The 24,676-nt window shown below is 41.1% G+C and carries 22 protein-coding genes; 3 read left to right on the top strand and 19 right to left on the bottom strand.

What is annotated here, in order from left to right:
• The first annotated feature begins 22 nt into the window (after positions 1 to 22).
• Positions 23 to 727, top strand: a complete 705-nt coding sequence (locus tag H8S51_RS03230) for an AIM24 family protein (protein WP_118210224.1) — start codon at positions 23 to 25, stop codon at positions 725 to 727.
• A 185-nt stretch (positions 728 to 912) separates the two neighbouring features.
• Here H8S51_RS03230 and H8S51_RS03225 read toward each other — a convergent pair whose 3' ends face one another.
• From H8S51_RS03225 to H8S51_RS03195, 7 genes are all read right to left on the bottom strand, one after another.
• Positions 913 to 1,719, bottom strand: a complete 807-nt coding sequence (locus H8S51_RS03225) for an HAD family hydrolase (RefSeq protein ID WP_118210223.1) — start codon at positions 1,717 to 1,719, stop codon at positions 913 to 915.
• Entirely contained in the window at positions 1,716 to 4,352 is a 2,637-nt protein-coding gene (locus H8S51_RS03220) for a cation-translocating P-type ATPase (RefSeq protein ID WP_186899297.1), read from the bottom strand. The genes H8S51_RS03225 and H8S51_RS03220 overlap by 4 nt, the downstream gene beginning before the upstream one ends.
• 37 nt (positions 4,353 to 4,389) lie before the next feature.
• A complete protein-coding gene (locus H8S51_RS03215) occupies positions 4,390 to 5,004 on the bottom strand; it encodes a TerD family protein (protein WP_015522113.1) in 615 nt (204 codons plus the stop codon).
• A 78-nt stretch (positions 5,005 to 5,082) separates the two neighbouring features.
• The gene (locus H8S51_RS03210; protein ID WP_118210221.1) at positions 5,083 to 5,664 is read right to left on the bottom strand and encodes a TerD family protein; all 582 of its coding nucleotides are present in this window, start codon (positions 5,662 to 5,664) and stop codon (positions 5,083 to 5,085) included.
• Positions 5,665 to 5,711: 47 nt separating this feature from the next.
• Entirely contained in the window at positions 5,712 to 6,866 is a 1,155-nt protein-coding gene (locus H8S51_RS03205; RefSeq protein WP_186899296.1) for a toxic anion resistance protein, read from the bottom strand.
• A gap of 38 nt (positions 6,867 to 6,904) precedes the next feature.
• Entirely contained in the window at positions 6,905 to 9,181 is a 2,277-nt protein-coding gene (locus tag H8S51_RS03200; RefSeq protein WP_186899295.1) for a YceG family protein, read from the bottom strand.
• Between the two features lie 15 nt (positions 9,182 to 9,196).
• Positions 9,197 to 9,787, bottom strand: a complete 591-nt coding sequence (locus H8S51_RS03195; RefSeq protein WP_186899294.1) for a rhomboid family intramembrane serine protease — start codon at positions 9,785 to 9,787, stop codon at positions 9,197 to 9,199.
• A gap of 181 nt (positions 9,788 to 9,968) precedes the next feature.
• On the opposite strand from H8S51_RS03195, the gene H8S51_RS03190 reads away from it, so the two are divergent.
• The gene (locus H8S51_RS03190) at positions 9,969 to 10,931 is read left to right on the top strand and encodes an HpcH/HpaI aldolase/citrate lyase family protein (protein ID WP_186899293.1); all 963 of its coding nucleotides are present in this window, start codon (positions 9,969 to 9,971) and stop codon (positions 10,929 to 10,931) included.
• A 79-nt stretch (positions 10,932 to 11,010) separates the two neighbouring features.
• Here H8S51_RS03190 and H8S51_RS03185 read toward each other — a convergent pair whose 3' ends face one another.
• The 9 genes from H8S51_RS03185 to H8S51_RS03145 form a co-directional block, all read right to left on the bottom strand.
• Complete coding sequence (locus H8S51_RS03185; RefSeq protein WP_186899292.1) at positions 11,011 to 12,060, bottom strand: cysteine protease StiP family protein; 1,050 nt, start codon at positions 12,058 to 12,060, stop codon at positions 11,011 to 11,013.
• 25 nt (positions 12,061 to 12,085) lie between these two features.
• A complete protein-coding gene (locus tag H8S51_RS03180) occupies positions 12,086 to 13,228 on the bottom strand; it encodes a phosphoribosyltransferase domain-containing protein (RefSeq protein WP_186899291.1) in 1,143 nt (380 codons plus the stop codon).
• Between the two features lie 25 nt (positions 13,229 to 13,253).
• The gene (locus H8S51_RS03175; protein WP_241070868.1) at positions 13,254 to 14,045 is read right to left on the bottom strand and encodes a flagellar biosynthesis protein FlgM; all 792 of its coding nucleotides are present in this window, start codon (positions 14,043 to 14,045) and stop codon (positions 13,254 to 13,256) included.
• Positions 14,046 to 14,488: 443 nt separating this feature from the next.
• The gene (locus tag H8S51_RS03170; RefSeq protein ID WP_241070867.1) at positions 14,489 to 15,400 is read right to left on the bottom strand and encodes a hypothetical protein; all 912 of its coding nucleotides are present in this window, start codon (positions 15,398 to 15,400) and stop codon (positions 14,489 to 14,491) included.
• A 488-nt stretch (positions 15,401 to 15,888) separates the two neighbouring features.
• The gene (locus tag H8S51_RS03165; protein ID WP_241070783.1) at positions 15,889 to 17,214 is read right to left on the bottom strand and encodes an IS1380 family transposase; all 1,326 of its coding nucleotides are present in this window, start codon (positions 17,212 to 17,214) and stop codon (positions 15,889 to 15,891) included.
• 136 nt (positions 17,215 to 17,350) lie between these two features.
• On the bottom strand, positions 17,351 to 17,857 hold the full coding sequence (locus H8S51_RS03160; RefSeq protein WP_186900035.1) for a hypothetical protein: 507 nt from the start codon (positions 17,855 to 17,857) through the stop codon (positions 17,351 to 17,353).
• A 28-nt stretch (positions 17,858 to 17,885) separates the two neighbouring features.
• Positions 17,886 to 18,602: a DUF697 domain-containing protein gene (locus tag H8S51_RS03155; RefSeq protein WP_118210212.1), complete on the bottom strand. Its 717-nt coding sequence runs from the start codon at positions 18,600 to 18,602 to the stop codon at positions 17,886 to 17,888.
• Positions 18,603 to 18,628: 26 nt separating this feature from the next.
• Complete coding sequence (locus H8S51_RS03150; RefSeq protein WP_186900036.1) at positions 18,629 to 19,228, bottom strand: hypothetical protein; 600 nt, start codon at positions 19,226 to 19,228, stop codon at positions 18,629 to 18,631.
• A gap of 137 nt (positions 19,229 to 19,365) precedes the next feature.
• A complete protein-coding gene (locus H8S51_RS03145) occupies positions 19,366 to 21,483 on the bottom strand; it encodes a SulP family inorganic anion transporter (RefSeq protein ID WP_186900037.1) in 2,118 nt (705 codons plus the stop codon).
• A 227-nt stretch (positions 21,484 to 21,710) separates the two neighbouring features.
• Between H8S51_RS03145 and H8S51_RS03140 the strand changes: the two genes are divergently transcribed.
• Positions 21,711 to 23,000, top strand: coding sequence for an O-acetylhomoserine aminocarboxypropyltransferase/cysteine synthase family protein (locus tag H8S51_RS03140; protein WP_186900038.1), 1,290 nt, complete (start codon positions 21,711 to 21,713; stop codon positions 22,998 to 23,000).
• 106 nt (positions 23,001 to 23,106) lie between these two features.
• On the opposite strand, the gene H8S51_RS03135 is transcribed toward H8S51_RS03140, so the two are convergent.
• Genes H8S51_RS03135 through H8S51_RS03125 form a run of 3 tightly spaced genes read right to left on the bottom strand, consistent with a single transcriptional unit; the run spans position 23,107 to position 24,606 of the window.
• Positions 23,107 to 23,577, bottom strand: a complete 471-nt coding sequence (locus tag H8S51_RS03135) for a gamma carbonic anhydrase family protein (RefSeq protein ID WP_117922668.1) — start codon at positions 23,575 to 23,577, stop codon at positions 23,107 to 23,109.
• Positions 23,578 to 23,632: 55 nt separating this feature from the next.
• Positions 23,633 to 24,205 carry a cytidylate kinase-like family protein gene (locus H8S51_RS03130; protein WP_118210209.1) on the bottom strand — a complete coding sequence of 191 codons (573 nt, stop codon included), beginning with the start codon at positions 24,203 to 24,205 and terminating at the stop codon, positions 23,633 to 23,635.
• Positions 24,206 to 24,255: 50 nt separating this feature from the next.
• A complete protein-coding gene (locus tag H8S51_RS03125; protein ID WP_186900039.1) occupies positions 24,256 to 24,606 on the bottom strand; it encodes an arsenate reductase family protein in 351 nt (116 codons plus the stop codon).
• Between the last annotated feature and the right edge of the window lie 70 nt (positions 24,607 to 24,676).

The raw sequence follows: 24,676 nt of genomic DNA, 5'->3' as shown, positions 1-24,676 counted from the left end.
TAGATTTTGGAGGGAATTTGTTATGTTAACATTTGAAACAGTAAACGAACTTACTTTAAAGGTTACCTGCACTGGCAGTGATGTACTCTTTACAAAAGCAGGTGCATTTATCGCCGGAGAAAATGCCGGTGGAAAGAATTACAAATTTGAAAAAGTCTTGCTTGGACCGCAGAATAATATCGGGCAGGCTCTGCTTGGTCAGCTTGCACGAAGAGTGACCGGAGAAAATCTCCCACTTATGAAGGTAACTTTAAATGGTGATTCTGTTACCTATTACGCAAATTATGGTCAGCATGTTGTGGTCTATCACTTAGAGCAGGGGGAAACTATCTCAGTGGAATCCGAAAATATTCTCGCTTTCTCCCAGGATTGTGATTACAGTGTCCGTTTTATCGGTGTCGGTGTGCTTTCCCAGAAGGGTCTCGCAACTTCCACTCTGATTGCACGTGGAAAAGATGCATATGTCGCCGTGCTCTGTAACGGCAACCCGATTGTTTTAAGCAACGTGATGTCTCAGGATACGCTCTCTGTGGATCCGGATGCTGTTGTATGCTGGGTTGGAAATGGACACTGTGATCCTCAGGTGACGGCAGATATCTCCTGGAAAACATTTATCGGACAGGCTTCCGGTGAGTCTTATCAGTTTGAGTGGCATGGGAATTGTCCGGTTACGGTGATTATTCAGCCTTCGGAACGCAGAGGCGGAATCAGTGTGAGTATGGATTAGTGAAGATCCGTGAAAACTAAAGTGCAAAAAGAGGGGGATACGAAGTTTTGCGGGGGTAAGTTGCGCGAAGCTGAGGCTCGTTTTGTTCCGTTGTGCGAGGGGGCACCTGTATTGCATGCTGCCAGGCTGTAACCTCTTTAGAATTTTAACTTTACAGGTAAAAACGGAGTCTGTTGCAAGTGGCATCATCCTGGGTGGATGATACCTTTTGCAACGGACTCCGTTTTTATTTTCAGACATTGCTCTAATAGGGCATCTGAAAATATTTTTTTCGGATGCATCTCATCTATTTTTTTCCGGGTTACGGATGTTTTGGGGATTTCATATTTTTGTGTGAATCCGTGTGGGACAAGTCCGCGGTCGGCGGTTAATATCATGGGGATATCAAAGGCGCTGTCTCCGGCGGCAATCACGAATTCCGGTTTTAGTTTCTGTCTGAGGCGGTCTATTGCCGTTCCTTTATTCAGAGAACGCGGTACTACATATACTTTTTCGCCGTTGGAAAAGACATCTGCATATTTTATATTGAGAGATGTTTTTAAATCATTTACAACTGTTTGGGGATCATTACATTTTGTAAAGAGAAACAGCTTTTCAATATACCGGAGTTCGAATTTTCTGCGTGGATCTTTTTCTAGCAGTTCCATTGCAAGATTCATTTCATCCCTGCTATCCGACACAAGGTGCAGGGAATCCTGATACCACGCTTCATCCCGCATACCATCTACCAGAAGAACACCGCCGTTACAGACTAATGCATAGGGGAATTGTCCAATTCCAAGGTCGATGCGCTGATATTGTTCCAACGTTCTTGTGGTCGTTGGAACAATCAGCATTTCATTTTTTACCTGCTGCAAAAGACGATATGTTTCCTCTGTGATGTAGGATATTTCCCTCCCCTGATAGAATTCCACATTTCGCTTCCGCATCCCGATGTCATGTTTATAGGAATAGATGATCGTATTATCTAAATCAGTATGAAAGACAATCATTTTTTCGAAACGATGGCTTTTCTTACCATATCAACCGGAATGATAAGTACCGCTAACAACATGGAAACAAGCAATGCTTTTGCATTTAAAGTTGTTGTGCTGAATACCTGACCACCAATTTCAATAATGATGGTCTGCAGTACAAAGATCGCACCCATGACAATGATAAAGTTCTTATTTTCTCTGATGTGTTCAAATACATTAAATTTCTCTGATCTGGTATTTAAACTGTTAAAGATAATGGAATAAATGAAAAACGCAAACATAAATGTTTTTTCATATAATTCCGGGTCAGCACAGCCTGCCGGTGTTACAAAATCTGTAATCCCACCAATGTTTTCCAGGATCAGGATCGAACCGAGTGTAATAAATACAGAACTGGTTCCGATCGCAGATTTGATATAAGTTGTTAAAATGTTATCTTTTCTGAGTGCCGGTTTTTCATTCATGTAACGGTCAAGGATCGGCTCTCCACCAAATGCCATGGCTGCCAATGTATCCATGATCAGGTTGATCCATAAGATCTGTACAATGGAAAACGGCTCTGTCCATCCGAGGATCGGTGCGATGATGTTCATCAAAAGGGTACTGATATTTACCGTCAGCTGGAAGATCAGGAATTTACCTACTGACTTAGACATCGTTCTACTGTTTAATACGCAGTCTTTAATGGATGTCAGACTGTTATTTAAGATGACAACGTCACCTGCCTCCTGGGCAACTGCTGTACCGTCTCCCATGGCAAATCCGATATCTGCCTGTTTTAATGCCGGTGCATCATTGACACCGTCTCCTGTCATACCGCAGACATTATCAAGCTGCTGTGAAATAGAGACAAGTCTCTTCTTATCAAGCGGTTTTGCCCTGCTTACCACACGAAGGTTCGGAAGTTTTTTCTTTAATTCTTCATCTGACATCTGCTCTAATTCCTCATGGGTAAGAACAACGTCATTCTTCTCATCTTTTAAGATTCCGGCTTCTTTTGCGATGGCAACTGCTGTTTCCTCTGCATCACCGGTTACCATAACAACCTGGATACCTGCATTATTTAAAATCTCAACGGTCTCAACCGCATCTGTTCTTACATTATCCCTTAAGCAGAGCACTGCCATTAAGACTGTTTTTCCATCTGCGATCTTTGCAACAGAAAGTAACTTCATAGTTCGCTTTGCCTGTGCAAGCATCTGGTCTTCCACTGCTTTTTTATCTGCAGAAGTGAACTCTTTTTCCTCACCGGATGGAAGCATATAATGCGTTACTTTACCGATGATATTTTCTGTTGCACCTTTCCAGTAAACCAGTCCGTTTTTCAGTGTAACAGTCGCACATTTCTTCTCAGAATCAAATCCGCTGATATCAGCAACTTTATCCGGATCATTTTTTGAATCATCATAACCGTGCTCTAATGCATATCCTAAAAGAGCCCTGTCCATGTTGTTGCTTCCGATCGGTTTTCCTTCAGATATTTTTGCAAGGTTATTTAATGTGATCGCTTCAATAAATTCCTGATTAGGAATATGATCCACGATTTTACCATCACCGGTGATAAATTCCACTAATGATAAATTACCCTGTGTGATGGTTCCTGTTTTATCACTGAATAAGACATTCATGTATGCAGAATCCGAAAACGCTGCCTTATGACTGACAAGAATATTTTTCTTGTACATGGACTCTGTGTTCATGGACTGCACCAGACTGTTCATCATCGGAAGACCTTCCGGCACCGCCATGATAACGATAGATGCCATTAACATAACTGCCTCAGCAACTAAAAGCAGAACATAAACAACTGTGATCGGTTCGTCCGTACGGATCAGATTCAGTACAACATCTAATACGCCCGCAATGGCAGCCGCAGATACACCAAGTTTACCGATACCGGCAGCTACCACTTCCAGTTTCAGGCTTGAAGTATCTTTTCTCTCATCCTCTTCATTGTCATCCGTCAGAGCCTTGTTGATCTTTCCAAGCTCGGATGCATCACCGATGACAGTTGCAACCATATAACCTTCACCGGAGGTCACTACAGATCCCATAAATATTTTATTTGCAGATGCGTAGTCTGTAGATTCCGCTTCATCAAGGTTGTCAGCAGCCGTTTTGTCCTCGTCTCTTGACTCACCGTTTAATGCAGCCTGTGAAACTTTGATGTGTCCTTCAAATAACACACCATCGGTCGGCACCTTATCACCAGCCTGAACAAGGATCGTATCTCCTTTTACGATCTCACTGGTAAGGATATTGACCAGTTTTCCATTTCTCATGACTTTCGCATAAGTCTTGTTATACTCTTCCTGTAACGCCTCACTTCTGGAACTGTTGCGGTATTCCGATAAAGTACTGAAGCCGGTTGCAAGCGCAATTGCCAAAACAATACTTATGATCTCAACAACATCATTTTCTCCCGCTAATGCCGGTACAAATACACCGATAACGGAAATAACGATTTTCATGACCAGTGCTGCACATAATACTTTGATCCAAATGTCATCAAATGCTCCGATGAACATTGACCACAGTGATTCTGTCTCTTTTTTTGCAAGAGCATTTGTTCCAAAATCCTGTTTGCTCTTGTTTACCTGTGAGTCTGACAGACCTCTCATCAGCTCTTCTTTATTTATGTTACTCATTTTGGGTAATTAACCTCCTCTAAAGTATCAAGTCTATTTATACAAATCTTCTGCTCAGTTCGCCAAGTCCAGGGTCATTTGTCCCCTGACCAACAGCACTGAACTTCCATTCTCCGTTATGTCTGTACACTTCTCCAAATATCATTGCCGTCATACCGGAATAATTTTCAGTCAGGTTGTACTTGCACATTTCATTATTGTTTCTTGCATCAACTAAACGGATGAATGCATTCTCAATCATGCCAAAATGCTGATGTCTCTGAACCGCCTGATAAATATTTACAACGATTACGATTTTGTCATACTCCTGTGGTACTTTTGCAAGGTCGATCACGATCTGCTCGTCATCTCCATCACCGGCTCCTGTCAGGTTGTCTCCCTGATGATTTACGGTACCTGATTTATGGTGCAAATTACCAAAATAAACGATGTCTGATTTATCCACCAGTTTTCCATTCTTTAACATCAGTGCGGATGCATCACAGTCGATCGGCTGCTGCTTTGATCCGCCCCCGAATAAAGCACTTAAGAATCCACCTCCGGATGAAGACTGCTGCACTTCATCCCATCCAAGACCGACAATAATCTTTGACAATCCTGCGTTATCTTTTGACAGACTGACCTTCTGTCCTTTCTGTAAACTAATTGACATTACAATCCTCCTTGTTTTGCGGAGCAAAATGCGACTGCCATTGCAGGAGCAGAGGATTTTACTCCTTGTTTTCCTCCCTTATGCCACTTCAATTCCATAGTGTCCGCAAAGTGCTGCGAGTCCGCCCTGGAAACCACTTCCAATTGCGTTAAATTTCCATTCTCCGTTATGTCTGTATAATTCACCGACAACGACTGCTGTCTCAATGGAGAAATCCTCTCCCAAGTCATAACGGATCATTTCTTTTCCGGTTGTCTCATCCACCAGACGGATAAACGCATTGGATACCTGTCCAAAATTCTGGCGTCTTGCCTCTGCCTCATAGATGGTTACGGTAAAAGCGATTCGCTCAATGTTTGCCGGTACTTTGGAAAGATCGATCTGGACCTGTTCGTCATCGCCTTCTCCCTCTCCGGTTAAGTTATCGCCCATATGTTTTACAGACTCACTTGGATGAACCAGGTTTCCATAAAATACAAACTCTTTATCTGTCGGGCATTTTCCATCTGCGCCTAACATAAATGCTGCTGCATCCAGGTCAAAATCTGCACCTGAATCATATGCATTGACATCCCAGCCAAGACCAACCATGATATTTTTCAGTCCCGGATTTCCTTTTGTTAAATCTACTTTCTGTCCTTTTGATAAATTAATTGGCATAGTATTACCTCCTTAGAATAAATGAATCTATAGTTATTTCAAATAACTTACTTGTTTGCCGGCGGCATATGATACTGTCTGTTGAAGTCCGCCTTGATTGCCTCAAGCCTTGCCTGATCTTCCACACGTTTCTTTCGGCAGTCTTCCTGAATTCTTCTGGTTTCTTCAATACCGCTCGTAATCGTTCTCCAGGTCGTTTCAAGTGTCTCAATCTGAATAGAGCTTCCGGATGCCATCTTAGCAGTAGCCTTAGAAACCTCTACAGTATTCTGTGCATTCTTAATAAGCATCTCATTCGTCTTCTTATCAAGAGCTGACATTGCCTCCGCCTGAATGCGCTGGCGTTTCAGCAGAATTGCCTGTGCAAGTGCCTGTTTAAATACAGGAAGCGTCACGATAAATGCGGAATTAATTTTTCTGACCAGATTATAATTGCTGAATTCCATCGCTTTGATCATCGGAATGGACTGCATTGCAACATTCTCTGCTGTTCGAAGATCCTGTGTACGCTGCTCCATCATCATCAATGCCTGATTTAAACTGGTAAGTTCAAACCGGATCGACTCGTCTCCGGTAGTCTCCATATCCTGCTGTCTTTTCGCAATATATGCTTCGATTTCTTTGCATGCCTGCTCGCCGGCAAGAATATATTTCACGAGTTCATGATAATAATTTACATTTGCCTCAAACATCGTATTTAATTTACGGTTTGACTGTTTGATCTCCGACTCATAGCCTTTGAGCTGAACGTAGATCTTATCGACTTCTTCGCCCATTGTGTGGTATTTTGCAAGAATCTTGTCGAGCTGTTTTTTCATATTTCCAAATAATTTTCCAAACAGTCCCGGATTTTCTTTGATCTCATCGATATCAAACTGATCCATGATCTTTGCTAACGTTTTTAACATTTCGCTGGTATCGTCTAACTGTGACATATTCATACTGTTTAACACAACATCCGAAGCCTTTGAAATCTCCTCTGCCACCTCTGCTCCAAATGTGACGATCGTCTCAAGATTATTGATCTCGATCGTACTGACGATCCGGTCAACTTCATCAGAATTGACCAGTTCTGAGTTCATTTTTTCCCTGTCGGCAACAATATCATATTGTTCCACAACAGCGATCTCATCCTTTGTGTCCGGAACTGCTGTGGCTGCCGGTGCTTCCGCAGTCATTGTTTTGCTAAAATCAAGTCCCATACGATTCCTCCATTTCTGCGTGTGAAATGTTTTTCACACTAATTACCTCTCTTAAAAAATTTCTCCCGCCAAGTGTAGCGTGTACTGCCAAATGAAATACTATTCAGGTCAGGGACTTGCAGATCATATTTATATTCCCCGATCTGGTGTTCTTCCATTAGTTGCCCGTTAAAATATTTTTCAATACTCTGATATCCTGTCGGTACAAAAAATACGATATCAAATCCAATCAGATGTAAAAATGCTGTCAGGATCGAATCCTCTAACGAAATTACCGTCTCCGATGTATTAATGTAGATCATTTTCGGATTTTTCCGGGTAAGATCAAATTTCTGGATCAGTCTTACAATATCCTTTGGCAGATTTAAAATCTGCGCAATGACTGTATATTCCATGCCATTTTCCCCGATTCCCTTTATCATTTTCTGATTGATCAAAAGCTGCATCTTATCGAGAATCATTTCCTGTATATCTTCTCTCAGGATACCATACGGATATTTCGGATGTGCTTTGATCTTATTTCGCTGCAATTTTCCATTCTTAAAAAATTCGGCAGCATACATTTTCATCGGATTCGGTGCCATCGGCTCTATATAAGGCGCCTTTTTTATCACAATGGTATCTTCCGTAACCAATTCTTTTACTGATGTCCAGTAATGATCCGTCTGTCCATCTTTTACACCGGAAACCTTTGCAAAAATAACCGGTATGTTGACCACACCATCGACCACACTAAAATCCGGCCGGTACTTCAGCTCCTGATCCCACAGGATCTTTATTTCTTCATACATGGTCTGCAGGCTGATGATATTCGCCTTTCCATACTGCTGATTCCGGTACATTCCGGTGTCCTGATACATTAATGTATCCAGTTCTCTCTCCGCATGATATGCCACTGTTCCCATTTTAACCTGTGAATTTTCTTCCGGAAACCTTTCCATGGTAAGACTTTCCTCATAATTCAGTTCATACAGCAAAGGATCTGTAAGCTGACAAGGTACATTCCGGTTCGGGCACAGGATCACCACATCAACCGGCAGTCTTGCTAAAAACTTAAGAAACAGTGCCTCATTTTCATTCTGACAACCACCCATGTGAATAAAACATCCGATTTCCGGCATCTTCCAGTCAGAAAATAAAGACGGCAGATATCTCTTTAGCCAGCACAACAGATATACCGCCTTACTGGTGAGCCTGTTTAAATTATCGCCTTCTTTGCTAAATTCTGCAAGAAGAATATCAACAAATGTTTTATGCATGATCTTCTGCAGTTCCATACTTGCCGGATATTTTATATTGGCGGAAAGATCCATGATAAGCTGATCTGCTTTTGCATAGTTTCCTCGCCGGATATCTGCGATCTCATCCGGTGTCGGTCTTTCAATCTCTCCATTTACGATCACAGTCTTTCGTCTGGCATTTTTCAGTTCAAGCTGCAGCTGAAACAATTCGTTTGCATAAGTCAGCTTGTCCTCTGCTCCATTGATCCGGTAAAAACAATTATAAAAGAAACGGGAATCTGTCCCTCTGCTCAACACACTTTTTTTGATATCTTCAAATCCTTTTCCGCTGATCCAGGCATTAGTACAGTTATTGACAGAAGGAAGATTTCCATACAGCCGTTCTTTTTCAAAATCATTTTGTATCGCTTCACGGACTTTCTTTAAGCAGTATTCTTCCGGGAAAGCTGTCATCCCCTCCATTTTTAGATCGTCCGATAAAACGGAATCCGGATCTGACTTAAGGTACCCTGCATCACCGTGATACTGCAGCAACACCACATCACACCCTGCATTTGACAGGATTGATATCAGCATCAGCTCGTAATTACTGATATCCCCCTCATAAAGGATCTTGGGCAGTTCATTTGCCCCAAGCTGGTTTACAATCCGCTCAAATTTGTAATACAGCCAGCACATAAATTTGATATATGCATTTTTTTGCATATTCTCTGTTTTTCCATTCCGTCTCATGGAATCAAGCGAGTCATAAATCGAATCTGCCACATTCTTCCTTTGCAGATCGTTCATACGCGGCAGCCATTTCTTTAACCCAGCGGTTATAAATGACGGATCCATCCGAAAATCCATACCCATAATTTCCGAATAATACGCAAGATTCTGCTCATCCGGATTAGGGATTTTCCCTTCGATCACCACGCCCTTTCTTCTTGCCGTGTCATAATATTTTTTTATAAAATCACCGATTTTTTCCGTGTATCCATTGATCCGGTAAAAATACACCTCTCTGCTTTGTCTGCTATCGAGATCGACAAAGTAATCATCAAGGCTGCGAATCTTTTTATGTTCTAACATAGCGCATTCTCACCTTCAATATCTGTTCATTTTGTTTTTATTCATCACATAGCCAAGACCTGAACCGACAATACCACCCAAAATATGTGTCAGATTTGAAACATTATCCCGGATAAATATGCCATCATACACCTGCTGCCCGATATAGATCAGTGCAACCAGAATAAATGTAAGCGGGATTTTTCCTTCTTCAATACTTGTTAAGGATGCAAGTAATATAAACGCAAATACAACACCGCTTGCACCAAGAAGCTGGACATGGGGGAAAAATATGAAATTGATCACACCTGTCACCAGCGCTGTCGTTAAAATTACAAATAAAATATTTGCCGACCCATACTTTTCTTCCAAAAGCGGCCCTACAACCAATAACATCATAATATTTCCAAAGAAATGATCCCAGCTGGCATGTCCGAATACATGTCCAAAAAACCGGATGTATGTGAACGGACTTGCTAACGATGACCGGTAGACACTGAAAAATGTCCGCGTGGATGCACTTCCTGTCAATTTATCCAAAATCAACACGATAAAGCAGATAATTGTAAATCCCAAAATCACCGGAGAATTAAATGACAGACGTATCTTTTTGCCACTGTTACTCATACGTTTCCTTCCTTATTATAGAATCTTCTAAAAGTATAGCATACTGCTGTAATGTGTCAGAGCAGCTTATACGTCTGATTGTATCACACATATTACGTCTAATCCATCTATCTTTTTACCTATATTAATGCTATAATTCAATTTGCATTACAATTTACGCACTCAGGGGGATTTTTACAAATTGAAAAATGATATGATTTATTACAGTGTTGGCGCACTGCTCTATTGTCCTGCCAATAAAAAAACGATTGCTGACTCTGTGATTCATGAAAAATTTGGAAATAAATATTCTCTGGCTTTATGCCTTGAAGATACGATCAATGACAATTTTGTGATGGAAGCCGAGCAGGATCTGATTGCTTCCATCCATCAGATATTTGAAAGTTTCCAGGATCATCCTTTTTATCTTCCGAAAATCTTTATCCGCGTCCGCAATGCCGGTCAGATTGGACGCTTAACAAAGGCTTTCGGCGACAGCATAAAGCTGATCACCGGTTATATCATTCCGAAATTTACTACTGATGCCGCCAACTCTTATATAGAAGAAATGATCCGGGCAAACGAACAGGCTTCAAAGAAATTATATATGATGCCGATCTATGAAAGTTCCTCCATCATTGATCTAAGACACCGCGTTGATATCCTGTACGATTTAAAGAACCTGCTTCACCCAGTGGAAGATCTCGTTTTAAATATCCGTGTCGGCGGAAATGATCTGTGTCACATGTTTGGCTTCCGCCGTCATTCCGACGAGTCCATTCACCGGATCAAACCTGTTGCTGATATTTTTTCTGATATCATAACCGTTTACGGCATGGACTACGTCATCTCCGGTCCTGTGTGGGAATATTATTCGGGTGATAATTGGGAAAATGGATTAATTCAGGAATTAAAAGACGATAAACTCTGCGGATTCACCGGAAAAACTGTCATCCATCCAAACCAGATCTCCGTTGTAAACAAAGCTTATCAGGTTACACGATCAGATTTTAACGATGCAAAAGCAATTTTAAACTGGGATAAAAGCTCTGCCTCCCTGGTTGCCGGAAATCCGGCTCAGGAAAGGATGAACGAGTACAAAACCCACCATAACTGGGCAGAAAAAATATTTTTTCTTGCAGAGGTCTTTGGCATCCAGAACTAAATTTATGTATGCATAAATTCATTGGCATGATAGACCAGACTTATCTATGCATAAATTTCCTTGGAAACCGACAGTATTTTTATATATCTGACATTTTTTTAATGATACCGCAGCATTTATAATGCCTCATCGGATAATACTGGATTGGTACATTTTTTTCCTCCGCTAATCTCACAAGATGTCCAAGCTGCGGATCTCCCTTATACCTCTCATCAATCAGAATCTTCCAGGGAACCCTTCGGAGCAATACTCTTGTTGCCTCACCAATTCCCGGCTTGATCAGATTGATGTCATCAATTTCAAATGTTTCTGCGATCTGTTTTACCTCACCAATACCAAAGCCTTCCACCCGCTTATCTTCTTTTCCTGCATCCATATTAAATTCTTTTTCAATGGTATGGATAAACTCGTAGGACAGATCCGAATCTTTTAATTCGCCATAATAGACAGCTCCGTGAAAATCATCTTTGCCTATGATATCACTTCTTAAAAATGTTCTGCTGACCAGACCTGACACTGTGCTGTTTAAACAGGAACTCGGTATTAAAATGTCATCATGCGTACCACAAAGTTCTGTCACATTGGCAGGATCTGCTATCACAGCAATATCGGACGATACATCTTCATACTGCGCAAGATCTTTTTTCAATTCATTTAAAATCGCGCCTTTTCCAATCCACCCGTCCACAAACAACAACTGCCCCGGCTCATACCGGCTCAACAGATATTTCATCGCATTGTCATCAATCCCTCTACCACGAATGATGGAAATAGAATAATGCGGTACATTGATATGATATTTTTTTGCAATGTATCTTTTGACTAAAATTCCGATTGGAATACCTGCACGGGCCAATGAAACGAGCACAATGTTCTGTCCCTTTTTTTCAATGATCTTGTCCGCAAGTCTTCCAACTGCCAGTGCTACCGGTTTTGCATAATTTTTTAACGCTTCCCGGTATACCTGCATATATTTTTCTGTCGGAACATATTCGATTGGAAGCATTTCACTGTAATGCCTGCCCGCCTGAATCAGTTTTTCCCGTTCTTCGGTCGGCTCTGGCTGCACCATGCCAGTGATATCTTTTAGTAAAAGGATCACATCCTCATCGCTGTATGAACTTCTCATTTTTGTCCTCATTCCTATATTCTCTTTAATACCAACGGATCACAGATATATTTTCATTTTTCATCCGAAGTGCGTAAATCAGCGTTTCTAATCCTTTTAACGACGCTAATGCTGCATCCGTCATAACGATAACCCTGTCATAGTTTTCCAAATCATAAATAAAAGTCTTTCGATCCGGATCATATAAGCTGCGCAGTTCATATCTGCAATGCAGTGGATACTCTTCCTCGGTACTGACCGCGATCGGACTTCTAGTCGTAGAATGGCAGCGGACAACACATCCCATTTTTTCGATTTCGTACCCTGTCAGAAGTGCCGGATACATAAACTCTTCCGTGCCAATCACAAGTACACGTTCACCCTGTTTCACAACAGTCTCTGTGATCACGGTTTTCGCAAGTTTTTTACATGCAGCCTCATATTGTTTTGCGTCAACGAAACGTCTTGCATTCATCCATCCGGGAATCGATATGATATGTTCCCGCATATTCTTCTCCGATTGCACATCAATATCCGCGCTTTCCTGCGTATGATTCTCCGGTATCGCACAAATATATAAACCATCACATCTATACTGCTCCGCAACCGTACCGTATCCGGAATGATCCGTTTTTACCAGATAATGAAGTTCTATTTTTTCATCCTGGTAAATTTTTAAGTATTCTTCTGTCATTCCATTTAACAATGAAGCAACTGCAAATTTTGTTTTTTTCTGATACTCTTTTGTTATGATCTTAATGATATTCATGATCGTATTCCCAGTGGTCACCTCATCCTCTATAAATACAATCCTGTCGATATCATTTATCACACGGTCTATATCATCTTTTACTAATTTCTGCTCAGTCGCATGGCTGTGTGCTTCTGAAAAAAATAAATATCTGGCATCCTGTATTACTTCCCGCGTTGTCTGGATATACTTTGTTCCCAGAGTGATCGCAGCCTGCGCACCGATTGCTGTTGCAGTTTCCGCAAAACCGATCAAAAGCAGTCTCTCGCCTTCATATTTTCCCTGAAGCTTCTCTGCAAGACTTTTGAAAAGATTCAATGCTTTCGAAGGTTCTACCGGAACATGCTTTCCCTGCAGTGGATCTACTACTAGATAACTTCTTTTTGTGTTGTTCTCCCGTTTTGCTATTTTAACTAAGTCTTTTTCCTGATATTTCATATGTTTTTGATTTTCCTGACGTTCGTTAATTTTTTACGATCTGTTTTCCAAAGGTTTGGAGATATTCCTGGGCAGTCTGTAATGATATATTTAGTTTTTTCTGCAACCGCTCTAAAATAGCGTCTTCTGGCAACCCTAGATCACAACATGTATCTACAATTCCTTCCGCTCTGCCACGCATTTCTCCTCTTGCTTCTCCTCTTGCTACATCCTGCTCTATTTCATCTTTCATTAATTCCCGTAATGCTTCGCACATACCATTCGCCCTCCTTACCTTCTGATATATTTCATAATTCGCACTGACACTTGCCTGTAATACTGCGTCTATATTATTCCGCTCCCGCGGTGTCTTCATATTTTCTGTCTGTTCTAAAAACTTCCTGATATCCTCTATATCGGCATTTGCAGATAAGATTCTTAGGCTGCTGTGCATAGTCCGGTTCAACCTGCTGATCACCACGATCTGCACCGGGAATAAAATGTTCCCTCTCACGTAATAAATACCTGGATATTTTTCTTCCAGTACATATCCTTTTCGTTCTAATTCAAAAAACAGTTCTCTTGGATATGCTTCACGGAACAATGACACGGTCAGTTCGTCCGCCGGGATTTCATCGATTGTTTTCCCATATCCTTTATAAAGGCAGGCATATCCAAGTGTTTTGTAAAAGGTGTCTATCGACAGTTCATCTCCCGGTCCTTTGTATTCTAACACATTGTACTTTCGCATGATATGACCGATTTCATTTTTCATCACTTTTTCTGCATTTTCTTCTTTTATGATCAGAAGATCAATACGGATCGGTTCTTTACTCAAATGATACTCCGATATTAAATCAAGTTCCTCGATGTTTTCTTTTAGTTCCAGTTCCGCTGCTGCATAAAACGCAGGATGCCACTGGATCTTTTTGGCTTTGTCTGATGACGATTTCTTTGTCTTTTGCGCGATAATCGTTTCCTCCCTTTTGTTCGGGAGAGTCGCGTGATATTTTCGAATTCTCCCTGCTTTTACTTTTATTTGGCTGGTGATTTAAAAGCATTGAAAATTCTGATATCCGACGTGGTGGCTTGCTTATTGATATACAAAGCCCTTAACGTGGTTTTGACTTGTTTTGAAACGGCGTATGCTACCTGATAGATTTTGTTAGAATGTAATGCTTTGTTTTTATAAATTTTATACATAAGCGTAGAAACAACATATCCATAAAATATGTATTCTAAACGCATCTGGTCGTTTTCGTGAAAATGTGTGCGTTTAACTTATACCATCTGCTTTCCAAAAGTCTTTAGGTATTCCTGGGCAGTCTGTAATGATATATTTAGTTTTTTCTGCAACCGCTCTAAAATAGCGTCTTCTGGCAACCCTAAATCACAACATGTATCTACAATTCCACGTGCTTCTCCTCTCGCTTCTCCTCTCGCTACATCCTGCTCTATTTCATCTTTCATTAATTCCCGTAATGCTTCGCACATACCATTCGCCCTCCTTACCTTTTGATATATTTCATAGTTCGCACTAACACTTGCATGCAATACCGCATCTATATTATTCCGCTCTCGCGGTGTCTTCATGTTTTCCGTTTGTTCTAAGAACTTCCTGATATCCTCTATATCGGCATTTGCAGATAAGATTCTTAGACTGCTGTGCATAACCCGGCTTAACCTGCTGATCACTACAATCTGCACTGGGAACAAAATGTTCCCTCCCACGTAATAAATGCCGGGATATTTTTCTTCTAAGGTATATCCTTTCCTTTTCAATTCCAAAAACAGTTCTTTTGGATATGCCTCTCGAAATAAGGATACTGTTAATTCTTCTGCTGGAATTTCATTGGTCGTTTTCCCATATCCTTTATAAAGGCAGGCATATCCAAGTGTTTTGTAAAGAGTGTCTATCGACAGTTCATCTCCCGGTCCTTTGTATTCTAACACATTGTACTTTCGCATGATATGACCGATTTCATTTTTCATCATTTTTTCTGCATTTTCTTCTTTTATGATCAGAAGATCAATACGGATCGGTTCTTTACTCAGATGATACTCCGATATTAAATCAAGTTCCTCGATGTTTTCCTTTAGTTCCAGTTCCGCTGCTGCATAAAACGCAGGATGCCACTGGATCTTTTTGGCTTTGTCTGATGACGATTTCTTTGTCTTTTGCGCGATAATCATTTCCTCCCTTTTGTTTGGGAGAACCGCCTGATATTTTCGAATTCTCCCTGCTTTTTCTTTTATTTGCTGGTAATTTAAAAGCATTGAAAATTCTGATATCCGACGTGGTGGCTTGCTTATTGATATACAAAGCCCTTAACGTGGTTTTGACTTGTTTTGAAACGGCGTATGCTGCCTGATAGATTTTGTTAGAATGTAGTGCTTTGAATAGATTGTAACATACCGACATATATCTGTCAGTAGTATCACATATTTTTTATTATTTTTGTAATATCTGCACAAAATATGTATTCCAATGTGAAATAGTGCTTCACAATATCTTATCCTGAATTATTCACGGAACAGTATCTGAACTGATAACTGTACCATGAATCCCAAAATTGACCCATGTAGCCTAAACATCGCTCAACCAATCTCCAAAAAGGGTATAAAATCCCTGTAGCAGAGTCCTGAGCGGTTATTAAGCTGTCAAGGTTCGTTAATAGTTGCTATTCCAGCTGTACATTCAGCTTACCGATATTTGAAAGTGTCTCATAGAATTCATTCTTATAAGGGCAGCTGCTACACAGCTTGAATGTGATATATCTTGCTGAACGAATTACTTTTGCAGCAATCTTCAGCAGTTTTAAACGGACGGTATCTATGCGTTGTTTTCGCATGTTTGCTGATAACGCCAATCGTCTAAACCAATTAAATATGTTATACGCAAGAGCGTGTACCTGAAGTCTGTTTGCATTTACGATTCTGGTATGACTGCTTACGGAAGCAAAATCAAAACCGGATTTGCTTTCTTTGATAAAGTTTTCCATCAGACCTCGCTTGCAGTAAAATTTGATAAGATACTCTGGTGCGGAATCCATGTTTGTGACAACAAATGTGTACATGTAAACCATCTGGTTTTCCGGCTTTTCAACCTTGCATACCACACGCCTTTCATAAGGCCATGACTTTGCTTTGTACATGAATTCACCATAAACTACCGCATAATCCACTTTGTTATTTCTGGTGATTTCATTAAGTTCATCCACAAAATAGGATGCTTTTTCACGGAGAAGACCATTCTCCTTCAGCCGGATCACATAGCTTGTGCCGTTTTCTTCACACTGCTTATAAAGATCAGGAGTCGCAAAACCACTATCACCACGAAGCAGAATACGGATTGCAGGATAATCATTCTGGTATTCATCCAGTATCGGCTGCAGGAAGTCAACCACTCCTGTACAGGAATACTGTGTTCCATCACGAAGCTGTACTTTTATCAGATCTCCAGTCATTCCGTCATAACAGACAAGCGGATGATAACCATTGCTTTGATAATGAAAGTTAAAGGCTCTGCCTTCCTGTCTGCCGTATGCATCAAGAAGGGTGGAATCCAGATCCAGAATAACAGCCGATGGCATCTGAATACTGTAAATTTTCTTCCGAAGCACTCTGGCAATCGCAAGGAACTGGTTTAAGGTATCTTCATCCATACGGTTAAAGAATCTCGATACCGTAGGCTGTGATGCAAGCGCATCTTTTTCAAGTACAGACTTGAATACCGGATCATTGGTCAGTTCATCGGAAGCATCATCTTCGAAATAACCGGCAATGATCATATATATCATCTGGAGCAGATTTTTCTGATCCGTGTGATATCTGAATAATGCAGGATCATTGGTCTTGAAAGTTTTGTCTAAAAGCTTATCAATACCAAGCTTGCTTATGAATTCTTTGATAAGAAGCAGACCTGCATCGGAGGAGAGATCTCCTCCATCAAAATTTATTTTTATCTGTCTATTGCTTTCTAAGGCTAAGGTGTTTACAATACTCATAAAGGGCTCCTTTGGGTTATTTTTTAAGATTCGACACCTTAATTTTACCACAAATGGATGCTCTTTTTTCATTCATCTGATAGGTGAAAAGCAATATTCAGTTAAAATATAGAAACTATGTGGTTTTCAGCCACTTTCACGGCTGTGCCGTGAATAATATAGGCTTATTTATTTCATTATCAATTATTCGATTTACCTTTTCCAACCTAGGAGCAAACATCAATCTGTATATTTGTTCGATGGGGCTTTCATAAGATGAATAAACCGGTGGATATAATATAATTTCTTCCAGTAATTCTCTCTTAAAATCCTCATTCTTTATTGGTTCTTCCAAATACTGATATAATTGTTCTAAACGCTGCTCCTGCGATGTTGAAAAAATTCTTCTACATTGCGAACACTCATAACTGCCATCCTCTAATGTTCTCAATAACGAATTCACTTTAATTGCTCCAATTAGTTCTGGCTCTCCCTCCACACTTATTCCCAACATCTGTGAATTTATTGAAGACGCTACAGAAAGCTTATAATTATAATGATGGCAGTTTTTAGAAAAAGGTTTCCCTGCTTTCTTCATGGCAATCTCTCGTCTGATCTGTTTTTCCTGTGCCTTTTTCCTTTTGCTTTTTGATAATTTTTTCACTGAACCACTCCATATACAATCCATTTTGTCAGTCATTATTAAAAATAGCTGAAATTAAATTTGCTGTTTTCTTTGAATCTGTCTGATTACCTGTTTTGCTTATAATAGTCTTTACTTTGTCTATAAATTCGTTAGACAACTTAGACTGCAACACTTTCGTTACCCAGTCAATATCTTCAAAGCTTCTTTTTTCCAAATAAATCTGTTCAAATATATAGGTTGTTCCCTCACCTATCGCAGCTATGATACTGCCGGCAATAATTGCATTTAATATACTTGCACCGATATTAATTCCAGGAATGTTTTTCAAGGCAGCAATTGCTGTTTTCGCTGCAAAGCTTACTGTTCCCACTTCAATAATGGAATTAAAAAATTTTTTCGTCTGCTGGTCATTTTTAATTCCATAGACTTTGGCAATCGCATTAATTTCTGTAATTTCAATAGGTTTCAATATTACAGCATCTGCAATTGAAATGGGCACTGCTCCCACTACAGTACCTGATGTAGTTGCAACACCTATAATTCCCTGACAAAGATATCTTTTTCTGTTTAATTTAAAATTAGCAATATCCTCTGTTCCAGCCTGTAAGCCTTCCGGCATAAGGTCATTCGTTGCATCGATCAACTCCATAATTCCTTCCGGTGCAGCAAAAACGGCTTGTACCATCTCAATATTTTCTTTACGTTCAGGAACCGAATACGATTTTGTAATCACAACAATCACTGGAACACTTGTCTGCCACATCGAGCTTGACTTTTCACTGAACCTCTCTATCTGTGGTCGGTTTTATCTGATCCATTATTTTTAAAATTGCTTTCTCTGCAGTATGCTGTTTTATCAGTCCTTCTTTTGCGTAACCTAAAAAGCTTTCCTGACGGAATAAGGTACAGCACCACAAGTAAAAAGATTCCTCCAAATGTTCCAATCAGCGAAGCCGTATGTAATTTTGTCAGTCTCATTGCCTTTTTATATTTTGTAAAGGGATTCATCGGCAATGTATGATTCTCTTCTTTTGCAATATAATCAAGAATAGCATTTTCTTCTACAACATAATTATAATTTCTTCTTGAATCTTCCTTGCTGCGTATCACATGAATTATACCATCCTCAAGGTTCAGTCTGTGTTTTCCGTATTTTCCCTGCACCTCAACATTTCCCTGTTCATTGTAATAAACCTGTTTTACCAGAAAACAGTTCATGTTTCTGATAATCTGCATCAGTTCCTCTGAAGTTGGAATATCGGTTTTCAAACCATCCGCATACTCTTTGAATCTTTTATTGACAAAGATCCATCGGAAGAGTTCCCATCCACAACCATAAAAAAATGATACTCCAAAAATCCATAAAACAATTTCCCTTAAAGTTTCCATCTCATTTTCCTCCCTTGTTTTTTGATATCCTCATTCTAGCAGACCACACGGACACATAATGTCCATGTACATTTTTAAGTAAAAAAATAGACAGAAATGTTTTTCTTACATCTCTGCCTAAAAAGTATCTTTATTTTCTACTCTTTCCTCTTCTCCCGAAGCTCTAACACCAGCTCATACACTTCCGGTCTGCGCTCCTTCAAATGCTCATCCAGCAGGTGCCTGCGTTCCTTAAAACGCTCCGCCAGTTCCGGATGCTCTTTTGCAATACGGTCATGTACTTCCTTCCGGTGTGCCTCAAGTCTGCCCGCTAACGTCATCTCGTCCTTGCCGGAGATATTAACGATTTCCTTTAAATGTTCCTCTAAATGTTCGAGCCACTCATCTTCATCCAGTGCCTCCATATGTGCCCATCTGCCATGAAACAGATTTTCAACATCCCCCGTCTGCTTTAACTGCTCAATCTGAAGTACGATCTGTTTTTCGATCTCATCTTCCGTCTCTGAACCAAATGCCCAGACAAATTCCTGCACACGGTTATCCGCACGTTTTCTCGATGCGCTGCGCTCCTCATTATCCACGCCGCCCTCAAGCGGATACGGTCTGTTGATTCCCATATCTTTTAACGCGATATGTATGGTTCTCCGCACACAGCCTTCCTCGATGAGATAGCCAAGACCTAATTTTCGAAGCTGCTCATTCACGTCTGCGATGTGCTCTGTCATATAGAAACGGATTCCTTTTTCCTTCAAAGATTTGTACAGGATCTCCAGACGGTCTGCCGCTGTGATATCCAGACTTCCGATTCCTCCGGCATCCAGAATGACTGCTTTCGTGTCATCTTTGATATGCTCCTCGATATCCTTTTGCAGCACCCCGATATTGGCAAAAAACAAATTGCTGCTGAAACGGTAAATCAAAACTCCCTCCACCGCATGGATCTGGCTGCCTTCCCGCAGATCCCTGAAATGCTGATGGCCGGGCTGGATTCCTAAAAAGCACCTTGCCGGTTTTGAAGTACGGATGATCATTTCCGTAAAAGAAAGAATGATCCCGATCAAAACACCATTGATCGTACCAAGCATCAGCACACCAAGAAAAGCTCCTATAAAAATGAAACACTCCGTCCGGCTGACTTTCCACAGCCTGACCGCAAGTTCAAACTCCGTTGCACCAAGCAGTGCTGAGATCACGATCGCCGTCAGTACCGGAATCGGCAGATATCCGATAAAACCGGTTCCACATAAAAGAAGAATGATCATCGACACCCCTGCCACGATACCGGTAAGCTGTGTTTTTGCCTGATACTGTTCCCCCATTGCACTACGTGATACCGATCCATTGATCGGACAGCAGCCGGTAAACGCTGCGACAAAATTTCCTATGGAAAATGCAAAAAGTTCCTGATTATCGTCAATCTTATAACCGTTTTTCTGAGCAAAACTGTTCTCTGCGAGCAAAGTCTCAGCCATTATGACAACGGCAACCGACAGGCTTGTGATGATCGCATCCTTCGGTGCAATCACTGAGAAATCCGGTATGCTCCATTCCGGCATTCCGGGTTCTACTGCTGCAAGCGTCTGTACGCCCCACTCCCTGACCGGCAGGAGCCGTGTCATAAGTGCCCCTGCTGCCATCAGTGCAACTGCCATCGGAAACTTTGGGATCAGCTTTTTCGAAACCAGAAGGATCACAAATGCAAAAAGTCCGATCACAAGCGACAGCAGATTGATCTGACCTGCCGTCCCTGCAATATGCTCTGCCAGTTCAAAAAGTTCTCCGACTCCTGCCGTTCCACCCATCAGCTTTGGCACCTGCATCAGTATGATCGTGGTACAGATTCCGGTGATAAATCCTCCCATGACCGGTGCAGAAATAAAATTGACCAGTTTTCCTGCCTTCATAAAATAAAATGCCAGAAGCCACAGTGCCACAAAAAAAGTCAGTACAGGCACTGCTGCCATGGCCTCTTTCGTTCCGCCTTCAATGCCAAGTCCCACAATAGCTGAACCGATCAATGCTGCCGGAGCCGCATCCACACCAAAAATAAATTGCGGTGACGTGGAAAAAAGCCCAAATAAAATGATCGGAAACACCGAGCCGTATAATCCATAAACTGCCGGAAGCCCTGCAATCTGTGCATACCCCATGGAAATCGGGATAGAAACTGCCATGATGATGATTCCAGCAAGAATGTCCTTTGGAAGATTTTGCTTATCGTAATGTTTTAATGTCTGAAATGGCTGTAATTTCACTTTTCAATCACACTTCTCTCTTTTTATTCAAACCTGACATGCTCTATATTTTTTCTTCCTTACTGTATCACAAATTTTTTAAAATCAAAAGATATTCCCTTGTAAAATCTTCCTATGAATGATACGATATTTTTATGCGCTTTTTCTTACTAATGTGATGAATCGCGAAGGAATTTTTAATGCAGCTGTTTTTATAAAACAGTGCAGAAACGGAGGATTAGATTTCTATGAGTGAATACAGAATGGGGACAAAATGTGTGCAGGCAGGTTACACACCTGGCAATGGAGAACCGAGACAGGTGCCGATCATCCAGTCTACCACTTTTAAATACAGTACCAGCGAGGATATGGGAAAACTTTTTGATTTAGAGGCAGATGGTTATTTTTACAGCCGCCTTCAGAATCCTACCAACGATATCGTCGCTGCAAAGATTGCAGCTATGGAAGGCGGTTCGGCTGCAATGTTAACTTCTTCCGGACAGGCAGCCAATTTTCTTGCCATGTTCAATATCTGTGAATGTGGCGATCACATCGTTGCTTCCTCCTCTATCTATGGTGGTACTTTCAACCTGCTCGCTGTCACGATGGCAAAAATGGGAATCACGACCACATTTGTTTCTCCTGATGCTACTGAGGAAGAATTAAATGCAGCATTTAAGCCAAATACAAAGCTTATGTTTGGTGAGACGATTGCTAACCCTGCACTCACCGTTTTAGATATCGAACTATTTGCAAAAGTTGCCCATGCCAACGGCGTTCCGCTTGTGATCGATAACACGTTCCCGACTCCAGTCAACTGCCGCCCGTTTGAATGGGGTGCTGACATCGTAACCCACTCCACGACCAAATACATGGATGGTCACGGAGCTGCCTTAGGCGGAGCGATCGTGGACAGTGGTAAATTTGACTGGATGGCTCATGCCGACAAATATCCAGGACTGTGTACACCGGATGAAAGCTATCATGGAATTACCTATGCAGAAAAATTTGGTAAAAAAGGTGCTTTTATTACAAAATGTACCGCACAGCTGATGCGTGACTTCGGCTGTATGCAGTCTCCACAGAACGCTTTTATCTTAAATCTCGGTCTTGAATCATTGCATGTCCGTATGCCAAAACATGTGGAAAACGGTCAGGCTGTTGCTGAATTTTTAGAAAAACATCCTAAAGTTGCCTATGTCAACTATCCGGGACTTCCTTCCAGCAAATATTATGAGCGTGCAAAAAAATATCTGCCAAATGGTGGCTGTGGTGTTGTCTCTTTCGGTTTAAAAGGTGGACGTGGTGCTGCCTCCACATTTATGCAGAATCTGAAACTCGGTGCGATTGAAACACATGTTGCTGACGCAAGAACCTGCTGCTTAAATCCTGCAACATCCACACACCGCCAGATGACCGACGAACAGTTAAAAGAAGCCGGCGTTCCGGCAGAACTTATCCGTATCAGCCTCGGTCTTGAGGATAAGGAAGACTTAATTGCAGATATTTCCAATGCACTTGATTCGATCAGGGAATAAAATAAAAAACATATACAAAAAATGGATGTTTCCTCATTTAATCTATTGGAAACATCCATTTTTATAAATATAACGGATAAATATTAATATTTATCCTGATCTCTGCTCATACCGGCATCAACTGATTTTTTGCTTCTCCCACATACAACAGCGCGTTGTTATGGTTTGACTTAATTTCTTCCTCTGTCAGCTTTCTTATTATCTTCGCCGGATTTCCAAATGCAAGGCTGCCATCCGGGATTTCCATGTTCTGTGTCACAAGAGCCCCTGCACCAATGATACAGTTATCGCCGATCACTGCACCATTTAATATGATCGCACCCATTCCGATCAATGTATTATTGCCGACCTCACATCCGTGTACAATCGCACCATGCCCGATCGTCACATCGTTTCCAATGGTAAGCGCATGCCCGTCTCCCACATGAAGGACCGCATTATCCTGTACGTTCGTCCTGCTTCCGATCGTAATCCTGTCAGTATCTCCACGCACCGTTGCATGATACCATATTCCTGAATCTTCTCCGATCGTAACATCTCCTTTTACAATTGCACCTTCTGCTAAATAGTATGCCATGCTGCTCTCCCTTCCGACCGTTTTTACTCCCAGTCCTGTTTCTACTATCCTTAGATCACTTCTTTCCCCTGATCTGACTGATATAAGCCGAGACAACTGCAGCCACACCATCAATCCCAAGTCTGCACTCATCTAAACACAGATCATAATTATCTGCTAATCCCCAGGTTTCCCCGGAATAATAATTATGATACTGCTTTCTTCGACGGTCTGTGTCATCCACGATCATTTTTGCTTTCGACTCTGATACCTGGTGTTTCTCTGCGATTTTTTCAATTCTTGTTTTCTTGTCCCCGCAAAGGAAGATACGAACCGCATCCGCATGTTCTTTGTACGCATAATCCGATGCACGACCGATCACGATGCACGGCTGATCATCAAACAACGCCGTTAATGCCTTTTTCGGTGTCTCACGCACCTTTAAATTCATATCATCCGCAACCATGCTCATCATATCATCAACCTGCCGTTCCCCAAAATAAAACGGATACTTTTCATACACTTTTTTCTCTTTTGCAAGCTCGATCAGTTCCTTTTTGGAATAACACGGAATACCGTATAATTCTGATAACCTTCTTCCTACTTCGTCCCCTTCACATCCACATTGTCTGGCAATTGTTATAATCATAATGATCCTCCATTCCTGCAAGTCCTTTTATGAAAACCACATTCTTATTTTTATAAGAAGTGCTCTGACCATTCTTTTTCTTTAAAACCGGTAATTACCGTACTTCCATCTACGATCAGCGGACGTTTTACCAACATTCCGTTTGTCGCAAGCAGCTTTAACTGCTCGTCCCTGCTCATTTCGGGAAGCCTGTCCTTAAGCTTCATTTCTTTATATAAAAGTCCGTTGGTGTTGAAAAATTTCTTTAATGGCAGACCGCTCTTTTCATGCCAGTCTTTCAATTCCTCGTAGGACGGATTCTGCTCTACGATGTGACGATCCGTATATGTAATCTCATGTTCATCCAGCCATTTTTTCGCTTTCTGACAGGTGGAACATTTGGGATATTCTATAAAAAGCATTGGATGTCCTCCTTTTGGTATGGTATGTTGTTGTTAATTGATATTGTACCACAAATTGGATGGGAGTGGG

It is taken from the genome of Roseburia rectibacter (genome assembly GCF_014287515.2).
GTDB lineage: Bacteria > Bacillota > Clostridia > Lachnospirales > Lachnospiraceae > Roseburia > Roseburia rectibacter.
The sequence above is the reverse complement of the archived record's forward strand: the minus strand, read 5'-3'. Positions and strand labels throughout refer to the sequence as shown.